Raw genomic sequence first — 17,547 nt, 5'->3', positions numbered from 1 at the left:
GGATAGAAGGAAAGGATAGCAGGTAAGAATATGTTGTATCAAAAAAATGAACAGCCTTTTTCAGCAGCATTATTTGAAAATCCCACCAGTGAGTACCGGGGCACGCCTTTTTGGGCATGGAACTGCCGGCTGGAGAAAAAAGAACTGCTTTGGCAGATAGAACAGCTTGAAAAAATGGGATTTGGAGGCGCCCATATACATGTACGTACGGGAATGGAAACCACTTATCTGAGTGATGAGTTTATCGATCTTGTAAAATCATGTGCGGAGCGTATGCAGTCACGCGGGATGCTGACCTGGCTGTATGATGAGGACCGCTGGCCATCCGGAGCAGCAGGAGGATATGTGACCCGTAATGAGTCATACCGTTCCAGGCACCTCTTACTGACCAGACACCCCTATGGAGAGATGGAAAATGTAAATGAGGCGGTCTCAAGCGCAGCTTCTGGCCGTACGGGAAATGGAAGTCTGATTGCCTGCTATGATATCGCACTGAATGCGGAGGGAATGTTACTTCAGTACAGACGGATGGGAGCGGAAGAACAGGCAGAAGGCATAAAGCTATATGCCTATGAAGAAATCGCGGCTGAATCCCCCTGGTTTAACCACCAGACTTATATCGATACTTTGAATCCCAAGGCTGTTGCAGAGTTTATCAGAATTACATATGAGCGGTATTATGACGCTGTGGGGGCAGAGTTTGGCAGCACCATCCCCGCTATATTTACGGATGAACCGCAGTTTCCTCATAAAGTCACCTTAGAATTTAATCATACCGATAAAGATGTGATACTGCCCTGGACCGGAGATTTTCCGGATTCATATAAGACAGCTTATCCGGGAGAGGAAATTCTGGACTGCCTGCCAGAACTGCTGTGGGAGCTTCCGGGAGAACAGGTGTCGGTCATACGTTACCATTATCACGATCATATTGCGGAGCGGTTTGCATCTGCGTTTGCCGATCAATGTGGGAAATGGTGCAGGGAACATGGCCTGATGCTGACCGGACATATGATGGAAGAACCTACCCTGAAAAGCCAGACGGCTGCGCTGGGGGAAGCTATGCGCTCCTACCGTTCTTTTCAACTGCCTGGAGTGGATATACTGGATGATTCCAGGGAGTTTACCACAGTGAAGCAGGCACAGTCAGCAGCCAGGCAATTTGGATGTCCGGGCGTTGCAAGTGAACTGTATGGTGTAACAAACTGGGATTTTGATTTAAGGGGACATAAACTGCAGGGAGACTGGCAGGCAGCTCTGGGAGTGACGGTACGTGTGCCCCACCTTTCCTGGGTGTCCATGAAGGGAGAAGCTAAGCGTGATTATCCGGCTACTTTTAATTACCAGGCACCCTGGTACGATCAGTATTCCTATGTAGAAAATCATTTTGCCAGGGTTAATACGGCTATGACCCGTGGGAAAGCAGTATGCCATATCGGAGTGATTCATCCCATTGAAAGCTATTGGCTGCATTGGGGAAGCAATGAATCTACGCAGCTGATGCGCAGCCAGATGGATGAAAATTTTCAAAATCTAACCAAGTGGCTGTTAGAAGGACTGCTTGATTTTGACTATATCTGCGAATCACTTTTGCCGGAACAGTGTAAGGTGGAAGATATTAAGAAGAAGAGATTTCCTGTAGGTAAAATGGAATATAAGGTTTTGGTAGTGCCTCCTGTTGAAACTCTGCGGTCTACAACGTTAGCCAGGCTTGAGGCATTTCAAAAAATGGGTGGCAGAATTCTGTTTTTTGGAGAGGCGCCTGCTTTGTGTGATGGATATCCAAGTGGCAGAGGGCGGCAGATATGGGAAAAATCTGAACGGGTAATGTTTTATTCAGGAATGGTTCAGGAAAGCCTGAAAGAAGTACGAAATGTAGAAATCCGGGACAGCCATGGTGAAATGATGCGGCATTTTATCTGTCAGCTGCGTGAAGATGGCAACGATCTTTGGTTATTTATCGCACATAGCGATAAACCGGTTAATCAGGATATTTCTCAAATAAAGGATACAGAATACCTGATTCGTGTGAAGGGAAATTACCAGGTGACCATTATGGACACTATGAATGGTAAGGCAGAGCAGATCTGTTCTGTATGTGAAAATGGTTGGACATTAATAAAGCAGCAATTTTTTGAGCATGACAGCCTTCTTCTTCGGCTGGCAAAGTCCAAAGAGCAAAATCGGGTAATAGCGGAGGAAACGGAAGAAGAAGAATTTATAAGAGATTTCCGGTATTTAAAACCAGTACCGGTTACGTTTGAGGAGCCCAATGTATTAATGTTGGACATTGCAGAAGCGGCGCTTGATGATGAGCCGTATCGGCAGCCGGAAGAAATACTCAGGCTTGATAACAAGTTCAGAAAAGAACTGGGCTGGGATCTGCGGGGAGAGGCGGTGGCACAGCCATGGGTGGAAGAAGACGCATCTACACCACATACGCTCCGCCTTCGATATACGATTCAAAGTCAGAAAGATATGGAAGGCCTTATGCTGGCTTTAGAAAATGATGAAAACGCCACTGTTCTTTTAAATGGGCAGCCGGCCGAAAAGGAAATGGGATGGTATGTGGACAAATGTATGCATACCGTAAAACTCCCGGGAATTTTGAAGGGAGAAAACATTTTAGAATTGTTTATGCCATATGGAAAAAAAGCTGATGCAGAAGCCTGCTTCTTATTGGGGAACTTTGGCGTACAGGTCTTGGGCTGCTGCTGTGTGCTTACCGAACCGGTAACAGAGCTTACATTTGGGGACATTACTCGTCAGGGACTGCCTTTTTATGGCGGTAATTTAACTTATCATCTGGAAGCGGAAACGACTGGTAATAAGCTGGAGATCGAAGCCAGTTACTACAGAGGCCACCTAATCAAAGTATATGTGGATGGAGAGGAGCAGGGAAACATTGCATTTTCTCCCTATCGGATCTGTATAAATAATTTGAAGCCGGGGCGGCATAAAATTGATCTGAAATATTATGGAAGCCGTGTGAATACATTTGGACAGCTGCACCGCAATGACAGAAGCAATTCCTGGAGTGGTCCGAATTCCTGGAGGACTGACGGGGCGGCATGGACCTGGGAGTACCGTTTTTGGAAACAGGGGATATTAAAATCCCCTGAAATTAAGGATCTTATGCTAAAACGGTCCCAATAGTTAACAGTGCAGATCCCTGCGCTGATGAAGTATAAAGGAAGCGGAAATGCACAGGAGAGCCACTATGGCACAGACCAGTATATACTGCTGCGAAAGCCCCTGTGTAAGAACTTCCTTTCCATCAAAATATTTAAAAGGTGTGAGATAACCCAGCCATTCAATTTTTTCACTGAAATCAGCAGCAATGGACATCAAAAATGTAACCAGCACAAGGCCCATAGAGATATTGCTGGCTGTTTTCATTCGGACACAAAGCATGGACATGAGTAAACCAAATCCAAAGAAAACAAGCTGGATGAAGAATAATCCGATCATCATTGGCAGAAAATCCGATACAATATTGTCATCAAAAATAATCTTCACACTTACAACGGCGATGAGAAAGGAAACAGCATTCAGTAAAAACAGCTGGCAGAGTGCACTGCAGAGCTTATCAGCCAGGATGGTATTTCTGGAACGTGACTTAACATACAGAAATTCAAATGTCTTATCCCGTTCTTCTTTTCCGAAGATGGAGACACCCAGGGAAGCTGCATGGAATGCGGCGATCAGAGCGATATAAGTAAATACGATTGCAAAAACTCCGATAGCGGTTGAATAATCCACCACGCCTACTCCGAAGACTGTCTGGACGCTTTTGGGAAGCTGCTCCAAAAGCTCATTCACACCGGCATCGCTTTGTCCCACCATGGAGGTTGTCTTACCGGCGCTTGCTATAATCAGAAAAATGATCCCGATGCACCAGAAAGAAAAAGTTTTTATATTAGATTTACATTCACGAATAAATAGATTCATAATAAATGGTCTCCTTCCCAGAGAGTAATTGAAAATGGAGTGTCAAAGCATTCAGACACGCTTTAAGCACTGTGAATATCTTTTGTCTGGTAACGCCAGAAGCCTAGCAGTGTAAGTAAAATAACAGCCACGATCAGACAGATCAGCAAAGGATAGTCATACTTCTGATTTAATGTAATGTAAGAGGGATTGATGTAGCTCATTGGAGAGATAAAATCCAGTGCCCTTTCATCAAACATATTTGCTAACATCTGGAGCCCAAAGCAAAGTGCGCCAACTCCGATTCCAATAAAGACAGGAGCTTTAGCCTTTTTCAAAAAACAACCGATACAGAATCCCAGTGCGGTAAATAAAAGTCCGGTCAGTATCACAGCAAAAGAGAGCAGATAGAATATCTTATGGTTAAATGCACCGCCATATTGGTTTGCAAAAATGAAACTCACACCAAAATATATAAATCCGGATATAATAATACAGAGCACAACTGCCAGATATTTATTTGCCAATATACGGATCCGGCTTACGGGTTTGGTAAATAAAAAATCACAGGTTTTGCGTGCACTTTCTTTGCCAATCACCTGGATTCCGGAAATCAAACCCTGAATGGAAGAACAGAGGATCACATACACCAGCACAAAGCTGTAGAAACCGTGAAAACTGCCAAGACCGTCAGGTCCCAGACCAAGAGCCTTTAATACTTCGGGAGGATATTGTTCCATTAGTTTATTAACTGCTTCCATATCCCCGGTAAAAGAAGGATACAGGCAGATAAAGAATATGCCAGCGCAGCTTAATGACAATGCCCATATAAGTGCGGGCTTAAGATTCCACTTAAATTCCTGAATAAATATGTTCATAGAAATCCCCCTCCTAATTATAGTAATGCATAAAGATCTCTTCCAGATCCGGTTCCTGAACGCTTAGATCCTGCAGGGAGAGTTCGCCTAACAGATGCGTCATCCGGTTAACATTACCACGATAAATAAAGGATGCATGGAGTTTTTCTATTTTCAGGTTAGACAGGCCCTTTATTTGAAATACATCCGGATTAAGTGCTTCTTTGGATTCCAGTTCTATCTTTTTATAACTGTCTTCTTTTAAGGATGACATGGTATCTAGTTTAATCAGTTTTCCTTCTTTTATAAAGCCCACACGGTCACATATTTTCTGAACCTCTGACAGGATATGGGAGGAAAAGAAAACGGTGGCACCATTACGGTTTTCCTCCTGGATCAGATCAAAGAATTTCTTCTGCATCAATGGGTCCAGCCCACTGGTAGGTTCATCCAGAATAATTAATTTAGGACTATGTAACAATCCCTGTACAATACCGACTTTCTTGCGGTTTCCAAAGGACAGGTCCTCGATCTTGCGTCCGGTATCCAATTCCAGAACATCACATAATTCCCTTATCTTTTTCTTACAGTCCTTTTTATAAAAGGAAGCAGAGTAATTAAGCAGGTCTTTTACCTTCATATTGTCATAATAAAACACCTCGCTGGGCAGGTATCCTACTTCTTTTGCAATTTCGCTGGCATTTTTGATGCAGTCGGCGCCAAAGATGGAAGCAGAACCGCTGGTTGGATAAATCAGCGACAGAAGACATCGGATCGTGGTGGACTTTCCGGCACCGTTAGGACCAATAAATCCAAAGATTTCACCCTCCTGTATAGAAAGGGTAATATCCTCGATACCGCGGTGTTTGCCGTAAGTCTTTGTCAGTTTATTGATTTCAATAATGTTCTTCGTCATAAGAACTCCTCCTTATAGGATACCTTTTTTAATAAATCGGACCAGATAGTGTAATGATTCATCAGTTCCGGTATCAGTACAGTTTCCGAAACCCGTTCTTTTTCATACATATAGCCCTCCGTCATCCAGATTAACATGTGGTAAATCTCTTTTGGGTCAATCTCTTCTTTAAACCTACCCAGATCAATATTTTTTAAATATTTCTCAAAAGAAGTATCAATCTGCGACTGCATTTTATCCTGTACTTCGCCGGAGACAGTTTCATTTTGGGAATAATAAGTCTTAATAAAAAAATTCATAATATGAGGTGTTTTTGCCAGGATAACTGCCTTCTTTTGGGCCATGTAATGAAGCAATTCAAAAAAATCGGTGATATCTTCAAAATGCATATCCATAATATAATTTTTTACAAGAGAAACGGTATATTCCAGCAAATACAGATAAAAACTTTTCTTATTGTGAAAATAGTGGAAGAGCAGCCCTTTGGAGATACCGGCTTTTCTGGCAATTTCATCTGTTGAAGCCCGTTTGTATTCGTGATTGGAAAACACTTCAATTCCGGCGTTGATAATACGCTGCTGTTTTTCTTCCGGCAGGCGAAAAAACATTTCATTCATGGGAAACCTCCTCCTTTAAATAGTTAAAATATTTGAAATATGGGTACCACAGTGTATTTTTTTGCTTTATTTGATTGACTGTGCAGGATTGACTAGACTGGTTAATCCTAATTATATGCTATTGACTATTTTTTACAAGGGGGCAGGGACATTAAATTTGCATAAAAAAGTTACTCCAACTAATATATAAAAGTTACTCCCGTTCATGGTATGATTTGGTCATGAAAAAGAAACCTGCAGGGACCAAGAATAAAACCAAAGCAATAAAATAAAGCAATAAAATATAGTAATAAAATAAAGCAATAAAATATAGCAATAAACAAAGCAATAAAATATAGCAATAAAATAATGAATTAAATAATGCAATAAAATATTGCAAAAATAATGCAATATGAAAATGTAATAAGGTAATGCAATAAGATAATGGAATCAGAAAACCAGGAGGGAATACATGAAGAAAAAGTTAGTTAGTATTTTAATGGCAGCGGCAATGGTATTATCAATGACAGCATGTGGCGGCGGCAGCAGTTCTGCCGAAGGAACAAAATCAACGGAAGCTACAAATGCAGCAAAGAGCTCAAAATCAACGGAAGACACAAAAGCTGAAACCAAGGAGAGCGGTGAAACAGCAAAGAACTCTGGGGATGTTAAAGACAGCGAAGAAACCCGGAAAGAGGCTGAGGACGGAGAGCCTGTAACCCTGTCACTTATGGTGACAACCAGACCCACTACGGATAACAAGGATTTTTATCTGGACTGGCTTCCGGAGCTGGTGAAGGAGAAGTATCCGAATATTAATGTAGAAGTAGAACAGCTTCCCACAGATCAGTACAAACAGACAGTCCGGTTAAAGTTTGCCAGCGGGCAGGGGCCTGATATCTTTACCTGGTGGGCAGGGCTGCAGGCTAAGGATCTGGTGGATGCAGGTTATGTAAAAGATCTGTCCGGATTCTCCCAGTTGGGTAAGTTTAAAAAAGAAATTGCCGACTCTTATATGTTTGATGGCAAAAACTACGGGATACCGTTAGGCTCCAGTTTTTTGACCACCTGGTATAACAAAGCAGCATTTGAAAAGGCTGGTATCAGCCAGATGCCGGAAAATTGGGATCAGTTCCTGGAGTGCTGTGAAAAACTGAAAGCAGCGGGCTATACTCCGATTACCATGGGAGATAAGCAGTCCTTTGTTGTACAGTTTGGCGTGTACCAGATCGGTGCCTCTCAGATTTATGCAGATAATATGGACTTTGACAGCCAGTTATTCACCGGTGAAACTAAGTTTACGGATGACTGCTGGGTAAATACCATCGACAAATATAAAACTTTATATGACAAAGGGTATATCATCGAAAATTCACTTGGACTGTCCCAGGAACAAAGCCGTCAGGCATTCTTAGATGGCAGGGCAGCCATGATATTTGACGGAAGTTTCGGATACGATGCGTTGAATAAAAATGGGGCAGAGGAATTCGATAAAGGGATGTTCTGTATTCCGTCCAATGATGAAGGAAAAGATTTTGTATATAATCTGACTCCATCCAATGGTGTTTTTGCCAGCGCAAACTCCGCAAACCAGGAAGCAATTGATCAGGTTCTGGAGTACTGGTTTACAGAAGGTACTCCGCTGTTTGAAAAATGGGTAGAAACCAGTTCCGATATTTCCTGTTATGAAGGGATTGAGGATTCCAGACCGCTGGTAAAAGAGTATCTGGAGAAATATAAAGAGGACCCGAGTATCTACAACCTGAACAATGCATGGCCGGAAGGTGTCAGCGATATGATGTGCACAAAATTCCAGGAAGTAATTGCGGGAAATGCATCTGCAGAAGATGTCTGCCAGGCGATGCAGGACAAATTTGATGAGCTGAATGGAAACTAACCCCCTTTGAAACACGCTCTGGGCATTTACAAATCTGATCTTCATTTTTGTAAGTGCCCTGTTTTATAACATGAGGTTGAATTTAAAATCTGGAGAGGAAAGCGGTATGTTTGATAAAAAAAAGAGAAACGTGCTATTGCTGTTTATCGTTCCGGCATTGCTGATGTATGTCACATTCTGGATACTGCCCGTTTTGATGTCCTTTTTCTATGGCGTCACAAACTGGAGCGGAATGGGTGAGTATAAATTTATAGGACTGAATAACTTTAAGTACCTGTTAAAAGACGGGACAATGTTCAACTCTATGAAGAATACTGTAATATATGCCGTATTTGTAGTTACATATGGAAATATCCAGGCGCTTACGCTGGCGTTAATATTAAATAAGAAGTTAAAGGCAAAGGGATTTTTCCGAACGGTATTTTATCTGCCGGCGTTATTTAGCACCATTGTGGTAGCATTTTTGTGGAGCTATGTCTATGCTCCATATTATGGTATGATCTCAGAAATATTCAACAAACTGGGACTGGATATTGTGCCGAATCTGTTGGGGCAGAAAGGAACTTCCCTTTTGGCATCAGCCTTTGTGGAAACCTGGAAAACTTCCGGTACCATGACGATTATTTATCTTGCGGGATTACAGAATATCTCCGAAGAAGTTATTGAATCGGCAAAAATAGATGGATGTACGGGATGGCAGGCTATCCGTTTTGTCAAAATTCCAATGCTGTCCAATACGATTACGATTAATGTTATGCTTGGTCTGATTGGAGGCTTTAAATCGTTTGATTATGTATTTGCCCTTACGGGAGGGGGACCGGGTAATTCGTCCAGTACGTTAATGTATTCGATTTATAAAATGGCATTTGTGGAAAGCCAGTTTGGAAAAGCAGAGGCACTGGCTGCGGTTGCCTTCATATTTATCCTGATTATTTCCGTAATTGTACTTCGCATTATGAAACGAAAGGAGCTGGAAGCATAATGAAAAAGAACACAAAAAGTGAAATTTTATGGACGCTGGGAATCGCAGTCTTTTTCGTAATATTTTTATCGCCTCTGATTATTGCTTTATCGGGCTCCCTCAGGGAAGTAAAAGACAGTACCTCTTATCTGAATTTATTCCATAGTTTCAGTCTGGAAAGTTACGGGGTAGCCTTTGGAAAGATGAATTATTTCAGAGCACTTGGCAACAGTATACTGGTAACGGGAATCAGTGTACTTATTCTGGTGATTTTTTGTGCAATGGCAGGATATGCTATCGCAAGGCTGAAAGGAATGCTGGGAGGCTTTTTTCAGATTTTTTTCCTTGCAGGTATGATTGTATCCGCACAGATGTCCATTATACCAATGTACCGGATTGTAAATGCCCTGCATATGGGTAACACCATTGCTGCCCCAATTGCATTGTATGTAACTTCGGCTCTGCCGTTTTCCATTTTTTTGTATACAAATTTTATCAAGTCCGGTGTTCCCTATGTACTTGAGGAAGCAGCCAGAATTGACGGCGCCGGGACGGTATATACCTTTGTCAGAATTGTTGCACCCCTCACAAAACCCGCACTTACTTCTATCGTTATTACCCAGGGAGTGCCGATTTGGAACGATTTCTTCTTTGGTATGCTGTTTTTATCGGCACCGGAGAAAAAAACACTGCCGCTTACCATGCTGAATTTTATCGGTGACATGGAGAACGCCACCCAGTGGAATATGCTGTTTGCTGCCTGTTTTTTAAGTGCAATTCCAATTTTGATTATTTATATGTTCCTGCAGAGGTATTTCGTAAGCGGACTGACGGTGGGAGCTGTCAAAGGTTGAATTGTGTTTTGGCTGTTAATTGGGTAAAATATTTCTGGAGGTGGTGTAATGAAAATTTTAAAAAGCATTCGTTTTAAATTTTTAATTTGTCTTCTGGGAATATCAATTTTACCGATTCTGATATTGTTCGGGGTGATTCTGAAACACAATATGGAGTATTACAACAGCCAGATTTCAGTGGCAAGTGATAACGAAGTACAAAAAATGGTAACCGGTATTAACAGTACCTTTGTGAATCTGAATGATCTTATGACTTCATTGATTTTCAGTCAGTACGACAATGACAGCTGTATGCTGTCCATTTGTGAACAGGAAGGGGCTGGCAGAGAGCCCACGCCAATGGAGCGGCTTACCAACTACCGTAAATTTGAATATGTGAGCAGCAATCTTATTGGGAATAATACTTATGCCAGCGGGGTTTACCTGTTTACGGAAAGCGGTTATACATATTCGTTTGTAAAAAATAAAGAGTTTTATTTAGAAGAGGATTATCAAAATGCATCCTGGTATAAAAGTCTGTTGGACAGCAGGGAATTTCAGATTATTGAAACCTATCAGAGCAGGCACAGCAAGAGTCAGTCAATTCTTATGGCGAGGCGGTTTACAGATGTGAAGGGGAAACATACGGGGGTGCTGGCAGTAGTCTGCACGGATCAGATGTTTGATGCATTGGGAGAAAGCACGCTGCCCTGGGGAGAGAGCTTTTTGATGGATGCAGACGGGAAAACTATTCCCGCAAGCAGCGAGCCGGACAGGCGCGCTCCGGATGATATCCATCAGATTACGAAGAATAACAAAGGCATTATTTTTCGTAAGGATACCAATGATGCCTATATCTATGGCACGCTTGATATCAATGACTGGAAGATTGTATCGGAAGTATCCTTTGACAGCCAAAAACAGCTGTATACACAGAACATGGAATATTTGATACTTTTGATTATGGTCATCATTTTATTTGTCGTTATTCTGGGGTATTTGCTGGAGCGGATGTTTATCCGTCCGCTGGTGGAACTTTCAGGGAGCATGCATGAGACCCCGATTACAGATTTGACCTTTCATCATAATTATCAGGAAAGAAAAGATGAAATTGGATCACTATATCGGCATTTTGATAAAATGATAAAGAAAATCAACTGCCTGATTGAAGATACTTATGTTGCGGAGATTAAATTTCTGAAGTCCAGACTGCGGAATCTGATGTCACAGATTAACGCTCATTTTATATTTAATACATTGGAGAATATCAACTGTCTGGCGAAAATTGAAAAGAATAACCAGATTGCAGTAATGTCAAAATCCCTGGGCGATATGCTCCGGTACAGCATCGAATATGAATCAGATGAGGAGACACTGGCAACGGAGATATCTCATATCCGTGAATATCTCAATATACAGGAGATCCGGTTTGGAAGCCCTATTCTGCTTAAGATAGAAAGTTCAGAGGAAATACTGCAAAGTCCTGTTTTGAAATTTATGCTGCAGCCGGTGATTGAAAACTCTATCGAACATGGGCTTGCGGGCGAGGAACCGCCGTGGATTATTGTAGTGCGGGCTTATCGGCAGGATGGGAAGACCATCATAGCCGTACAGGACAACGGGATAGGGATGGAGGAAGATACCTTACGGGAAGTCCGCAGGAGAATCTACCATCCCGAGCATTTGGCTGAGGATGCAAGATATGCCAGCATCGGCCTGTCTAACATTTATAAAAGAATACAGCTGCTGTATGGGGAAGAGTATGGACTGGAGATTGAGAATCTGGCGGGAAGAGGTGTGGAAGTAAAGGTCTGCCTGCCATTTCATGCAGGAGAAGAGGTGGAACAGTAATGGAATACCGCTATATTATTGTGGATGATGAAGTTTTAATCCGGAAGGGATTAATCAGTAAGATTGATGAAATCACATCATTGAAAGCTCTTTGTGTGGGAGAAGCAGCAAATGGGGTGGAAGGCCTTCGCGTCATAGGGGAAACAAATCCGGATATTATTATTACTGATATGAAAATGAAAAAAATGGACGGCGTAGAATTTCTGGAACGAATCAGTGAGCGATTTCCGGAAAAGCCGATCATTGTAATCAGCGGATATAAAGCTTTTGATTACATGAATAAAGCAATCGAAAAAAGAGTGATTGGATACGTACTTAAGCCTTTTTCCCCGGAAGAAATTGAAAAGCAGTTACAAAAGGCAATTGAACAGATTGAGAATCAGAAGAACTTTTTCATTTTACAGGAAAAAGCAAAATCACTGGATCAGCGGAAAATAAAGGACATTCTGCTCAGCGCCATTTTAGAACCATGGAATGAGGCACTGGAGGAAGAACTGCGTCAGAAGGGATGGGGACTGGATCATTATTACCTGCTAATATCTGTTTATACAAAGGACAGGAAGATTGCTGAAAATGCAGAACAAATATGCCGGTCTTATTTAAGCGATATCAGGCATGAATTTCTGCTGAATGGATTTGGAAGCAGCAATGGATTTCTGCTGCTTAGCTGCAGGGAAGAAAAACTGGTTTCCAAAATGGAAGTAAAAGCAGGGCATATAGCCGGTCATATCATGAAAGATGCTGCCGGAAAGATTTTTATCTGTATCGCAAAAGGGAGAAAAGGGTTTGGTGAGCTTCATAAGAATTATGTGAAAAATGAAAAACTGGTCTGTAATATCAGACTGGAGGATCAGAAAAGGCTGTTTTATGAAAATGAAGAAGAGCGGGACGAGGTATACAACCAGGAGTATATCAAAGATGTCTTTTTGAAAATCAAATACCATCAGGAACAGGCAAGAGAGATCATGGAGGCATATTTTGATCAAATGGATACGAAAAGATACTCCCTGAAAGCGATTGGAAATGCGTGTGAAAGCATTGTTTCAATGGTAAACCAGTATGCGGTGGGAGTGGGTGTGGATACTGATGATATCATGAGTGTATTTTATAAACGATATCTTTACTGCGATGACCTGGGTAAGATGAAAAATGAAATATCAGGTTATATTACGCTGATCATAAATTCTATTCAATTGAAAAGCCCGGATCAGAATCAGCTGTTTCATTCCGTTCAGGCTTATATCCAAAGAAATTATCACCGTAAACTGACCCTTCAGATGATTTCTTCTGAATTTTTTGTAACACCAGCGTATTGCAGCAGCCTTTTAAAAGAAAAGCTGGATAAAAGCTTTAATGAGTATCTGGGAGAGATCAGGCTGGAAAAGGCAAAGCAGTTATTAAAGGAAACAGATTTAAGTGCAGACCGTATTTCGGATGAAATCGGCTATTCCAATCCAAAATACTTTTTTAAGGTATTTAAAAAATTAACAGGTTTAACACCTTTAGAATATCGGGTAAAGGAGAAGAAAAGGAATGCTTTATAAATTAAAAACAGAGGCGCTGAGCGGGGAGGAGTTTCAGAATCCCGGATGTGAATACCGCGGAGCACCGTTCTGGGCGTGGAACTGCAGGCTGGATCAGAAACAATTGTTAAAACAGATCTCTTATTTTAAAGAAATGGGGATGGGCGGATTCCATATTCACTGCCGTGTAGGTCTGGATACTGGATATATGGGCAGAGAATTCCTGGAGGATGTGAAAGCCTGCAAAGATGAGGCAAAAAGGCAGGATCTGCTGTGCTGGCTCTATGATGAGGACCGCTGGCCCTCCGGCAGTGCAGGGGGAATGGTCACCAGGGAGCAAGCTTACCGTTCCAGGTTTCTGGTATTCCAGCCGGAGAACTGGACGGACGCTGCAGAAGAGACACCTATGTCAGCGGCAAAAGCAGTGCGGAGTAATCATAACAAGTTACTTGCAAGATATGAGATTAAACTGGATCCGAAAGGATATTTAATAAGCGGACGGGTTCTAAAACCGGGAGAAGAAGGGGGAAATGTATGGACAGCCAGTTTGGAGATCTCAGGTGATACGCCGTGGTTTAATAATCAGGCTTATGTAAATACCCTGGATAAGAAGGCAATTGACCGGTTTATAGAATTGACCCATGAGGTATATTACAGAGAGCTGGGGAAAGATTTTGGGGGACAGATACCGGCTATATTTACGGATGAACCGCAGACCAGCCACAAGGAAGTACTGGATACACCCTTTACATATAAACCGGTAATTCTGCCGTTTACAGATGATTTTGAGGATACTTTTTATAAATGTTTTGGCATATCGGTTCTGGATCATCTTCCGGAACTGATCTGGGAACTGGGAGAACAGAAGGCATCTCAGGTACGGTATCTGTACCACTTACATGTGTGCCAGCGGTTTTCAGAAGCTTTTGGGGACAATGCTGGAACGTGGTGCAGCAGCCATGGCATTGCACTTACCGGTCATATGATGAATGAGTGGACACTTCATTCCCAGACAATGGCAGCTGGGGAAGTGATGCGTCCGATGAAAGAATTTGGACTTCCGGGAATTGACATGTTATGTGACAGGCGGGAACTGTCCACCGCAAAACAGGCGCAGAGCGTGGCACACCAGTATGGGCGGGAAGGCGTAATGAGTGAAATCTATGGTGTAACCGGTTGGGATTTTGATTTTAGAAATCACAAACTTGCGGGAGACTGGCAGGCAGCTCTTGGAGTAACGGTTCGGGTTCCGCATCTGACCTGGGCATCTATGGAAGGTGAGGGAAAACGGGATTATCCGGCAAGCATCGGTTACCAGTCACCATGGTATAAAGAATATTCCTATATTGAAAATCATTTTGCCAGGCTTGCAGCGGTGCTGACAAGAGGCATGCCAGGGGTACGCATCGGTGTGATACATCCGGTGGAATCCTACTGGATGTACTGGGGGAATCAGAAGCAGACTGCCGTCATCCGCCAGGAATTAGAGTATAATTTTTCAAATGTAATCGATTGGATGCTTTACGGGCTTCTGGACTTTGACTTTATTTCAGAAGCACTCTTAAGTGATGGATCAAAATCATTGCACGGCAGCAGGGAAAAGTTCTGCATGGGAGAAATGAACTATGAAGTGGTAATTGTCCCCGGATGTCACACACTGCGTTCCTCTACTGTGGATAAGTTAAAGGAATTCGCCGCACATGGTGGAAAAGTCATATTTATGGGAAATATCCCACGTTATGTAGATGCTGTGGAAAGTAATGCCGTAGTCCTCCTCTCACAACAATGTGAAAAGATCCAGTATTCATCATCCCAGCTGTTAGAAGCATTAAAACCCTGGAGAGATATTGATATCTGTGTGGAAAATACAGAGGGAAAAGACCCCACACGCATGGAGCACAGAGAAAACGGGCTACGGTCTGCAAATATGTTCTATCAGCTCAGAGAAGAGGAAGAGCGAAAATGGTTGTTTATCTGCCATGTAAACAAACCCCGAAATGAGCATATTACCCATATGGAAAAGTGGGAAATTTGGGTGAAAGGAATTTACAGCCCTGTGGTTTATGATACCTTAAGTGGTGAGATTTACGATATTCATGCTGATTATGCGGATCAAAAAACTAAAATAATATATTATGGGTCACAGCATGACAGTCTGTTGCTGGAGTTGAAAAAAGAAAAGCAGGAAGAAAAAAAGCAGCAAGATAAAAAGCAGCTAGAAAAGCCTAGCTTGTTCTATTCATGGGATAAAAGTGTGAGAGAAAAGAAAGATCTGCCCCAGCCGGATTCGTATCGCCTGACTGAGCCGAATGTATTTCTGCTGGATATGGCTGAATACGCATTTGATGATGGAGAATTCATGCCGGAGGAAGAAATCCTGCGCATTGACAATCTTTTCCGGAAAGAATTGGGTTATCCTCTTCGAATGGAGGCACTGGCACAGCCCTGGACGCAGAAAGAAGAAGAAATTCCCCGACATATTTTGAAATTAAGATTTACCATAGATTCAGAAACAGTAGTTGAATCGGCAGAAATTGCCATGGAACATCCGGAAAATGTGAGGATGGAGTGGAATGGTGAACCTATAAATGGAGCGGATTCCGGCTGGTTTGTAGATGAGTGCATCCGAAAGAGAAAGGTGGGACAGATAAAAAAAGGTAAGAACCAATTGGTAATACATATCCCGTTTCAGAAGAAGACAAACGTGGAATGGTGCTATCTACTGGGAAAATTTGGGGTGCAGGTATCAGGCAGAATGAAGAAGCTGATAAAAATGCCCGGCGAATTACATTATGGAAACTTTGTAAACCAGGGATTCCCTTTTTATGCCGGAAACATGGAGTATGAGGTATCTGTTTATAGTAAAGAGGGCAGGCTCTGTCTGGAGACATCCCATTACCGTGGAGCGCTGATTACGGTAGATCTGGATGGAAAGAGAGGCGGAACAATTGCACTGGCACCTTATATTCTGGATCTGGGCGAGGTAAATGAGGGATGGCATAGAATGACGATACGTCTGTACGGGAATCGTATTAATGCTTTTGGAGCGGTCCATAACGCAGATACACAGGAAGAGTGGTATGGACCGAATCTTTGGAGAACCACGGGAAATAAATGGAGTTATGAATATCAGCTAAAGGAAATGGGGATTTTAACTACCCCGCAGTATTGGATTGCAGAAAAGGAGACAAATGATGATGAAGAACTTTAAGGACGGAGTATATCCGGTAATGCTTACGCCATTTACGGAGAAAAATCAGGTTGATTATGAAGCATTGGGGAAATTAGTGGACTGGTATATAGATGCCGGGGCTGCGGGGCTGTTTGCAGTGTGCCAGTCCAGTGAGATGTTTTATCTATCGTTGGAAGAGCGGGCAGCCATTGCAGAATTTGTAGTCAAAAAGGCGGGTAAAAGAGCATCGGTAATAGCATCCGGGCATATCTCCGATTCTCTGGATGATCAGGCTGAGGAATTACAGGCAATTGCAGAAACAGGTGTGGATGCAGTAATTTTGTTAACAAACCGCTTAGCAGAGGAAACACAAAGCGATGAGATCTGGCTGGAAAATCTGAAATATCTGATGGAACGCCTGCCAAAAGATATGCCCCTTGGATTTTATGAGTGTCCTTATCCTTATAAAAGAATTATATCCCCGGAGTTATTAAAGTGGTGTGCAGAAACCGGACGTTTCTATTTTCTAAAAGACACCAGCTGCGATATTGAAAATATAAAGGAAAAATTAAAGGTGATTAAGGGAACAGAATTAAAACTGTTCAATGCCAATTCAGCAACTCTTTTGGAATCTCTGGAATTGGGCGCAAGCGGGTACAGCGGCGTAATGGCAAATTTCCATCCGGAAATTTACACCTGGCTCACCGGTCATTTCCGTGAACAGCCTGAAAAGGCAAGATTAAGGAATGATTTTCTTACCGTAGCTTCATTTATTGAATGCAAGGCATACCCGGTCAATGCCAAATATTATCAGATGCAGATTGGCAATTTTAATTCACTTCAAACGAGAACGAAAAGTCCGGATCTTTGTAATGATACCGGCAGAAAAGAAGTGGAACAACTGGACCGTCTGACAAAATGGTTTGAGAAAACATTATGAGAAAACATTATGAGAAAACATTATGAGAAAACAATATAAGTCCGGGACATTTTTTGATGCAGCACTTATTT

Annotated in this window: 12 protein-coding genes; 8 read left to right on the top strand and 4 right to left on the bottom strand. The window is 42.3% G+C overall.

From position 1 onward, the window contains the following. The first annotated feature begins 30 nt into the window (after positions 1-30). A complete protein-coding gene (locus tag QR40_RS26955; RefSeq protein WP_044297624.1) occupies positions 31-3,156 on the top strand; it encodes a glycosyl hydrolase in 3,126 nt (1,041 codons plus the stop codon). On the opposite strand, the gene QR40_RS26950 is transcribed toward QR40_RS26955, so the two are convergent. The 4 genes from QR40_RS26950 to QR40_RS26935 form a co-directional block, all read right to left on the bottom strand. Then, the gene (locus tag QR40_RS26950; RefSeq protein WP_027295799.1) at positions 3,157-3,951 is read right to left on the bottom strand and encodes an ABC transporter permease subunit; all 795 of its coding nucleotides are present in this window, start codon (positions 3,949-3,951) and stop codon (positions 3,157-3,159) included. A gap of 62 nt (positions 3,952-4,013) precedes the next feature. Continuing rightward, a complete protein-coding gene (locus QR40_RS26945; RefSeq protein WP_044297623.1) occupies positions 4,014-4,808 on the bottom strand; it encodes an ABC transporter permease subunit in 795 nt (264 codons plus the stop codon). 13 nt (positions 4,809-4,821) lie between these two features. After that, positions 4,822-5,703 carry an ABC transporter ATP-binding protein gene (locus QR40_RS26940; protein WP_044297622.1) on the bottom strand — a complete coding sequence of 294 codons (882 nt, stop codon included), beginning with the start codon at positions 5,701-5,703 and terminating at the stop codon, positions 4,822-4,824. Next, a complete protein-coding gene (locus tag QR40_RS26935) occupies positions 5,700-6,320 on the bottom strand; it encodes a TetR/AcrR family transcriptional regulator (protein ID WP_044297621.1) in 621 nt (206 codons plus the stop codon). Before QR40_RS26935 ends, QR40_RS26940 begins: the two co-directional genes overlap by 4 nt. Before the next feature lie 451 nt (positions 6,321-6,771). Here QR40_RS26935 and QR40_RS26930 point away from each other — a divergent pair, with 451 nt between their 5' ends. The 7 genes from QR40_RS26930 (at position 6,772) to QR40_RS26900 (ending at position 17,476) form a co-directional block, all read left to right on the top strand. Continuing rightward, entirely contained in the window at positions 6,772-8,196 is a 1,425-nt protein-coding gene (locus tag QR40_RS26930) for an ABC transporter substrate-binding protein (protein WP_044297620.1), read from the top strand. Positions 8,197-8,302: 106 nt separating this feature from the next. Then, positions 8,303-9,178, top strand: coding sequence for a carbohydrate ABC transporter permease (locus QR40_RS26925; protein WP_044289626.1), 876 nt, complete (start codon positions 8,303-8,305; stop codon positions 9,176-9,178). After that, entirely contained in the window at positions 9,178-10,011 is an 834-nt protein-coding gene (locus tag QR40_RS26920) for a carbohydrate ABC transporter permease (protein ID WP_027295805.1), read from the top strand. Before QR40_RS26925 ends, QR40_RS26920 begins: the two co-directional genes overlap by 1 nt. A 48-nt stretch (positions 10,012-10,059) precedes the next feature. Further along, positions 10,060-11,841 carry a cache domain-containing sensor histidine kinase gene (locus QR40_RS26915; RefSeq protein ID WP_044297619.1) on the top strand — a complete coding sequence of 594 codons (1,782 nt, stop codon included), beginning with the start codon at positions 10,060-10,062 and terminating at the stop codon, positions 11,839-11,841. Then, a complete protein-coding gene (locus QR40_RS26910; protein WP_027295807.1) occupies positions 11,841-13,385 on the top strand; it encodes a response regulator transcription factor in 1,545 nt (514 codons plus the stop codon). The genes QR40_RS26915 and QR40_RS26910 overlap by 1 nt, the downstream gene beginning before the upstream one ends. Next, positions 13,375-16,575, top strand: coding sequence for a hypothetical protein (locus QR40_RS26905; protein ID WP_044297618.1), 3,201 nt, complete (start codon positions 13,375-13,377; stop codon positions 16,573-16,575). Before QR40_RS26910 ends, QR40_RS26905 begins: the two co-directional genes overlap by 11 nt. Further along, a complete protein-coding gene (locus tag QR40_RS26900) occupies positions 16,556-17,476 on the top strand; it encodes a dihydrodipicolinate synthase family protein (protein ID WP_242858594.1) in 921 nt (306 codons plus the stop codon). Before QR40_RS26905 ends, QR40_RS26900 begins: the two co-directional genes overlap by 20 nt. Positions 17,477-17,547: the final 71 nt, after the last annotated feature.

It is taken from the genome of Robinsoniella peoriensis (assembly GCF_000797495.1).
GTDB lineage: Bacteria > Bacillota > Clostridia > Lachnospirales > Lachnospiraceae > Robinsoniella > Robinsoniella peoriensis.
The sequence above is the reverse complement of the archived record's forward strand: the minus strand, read 5'-3'. Positions and strand labels throughout refer to the sequence as shown.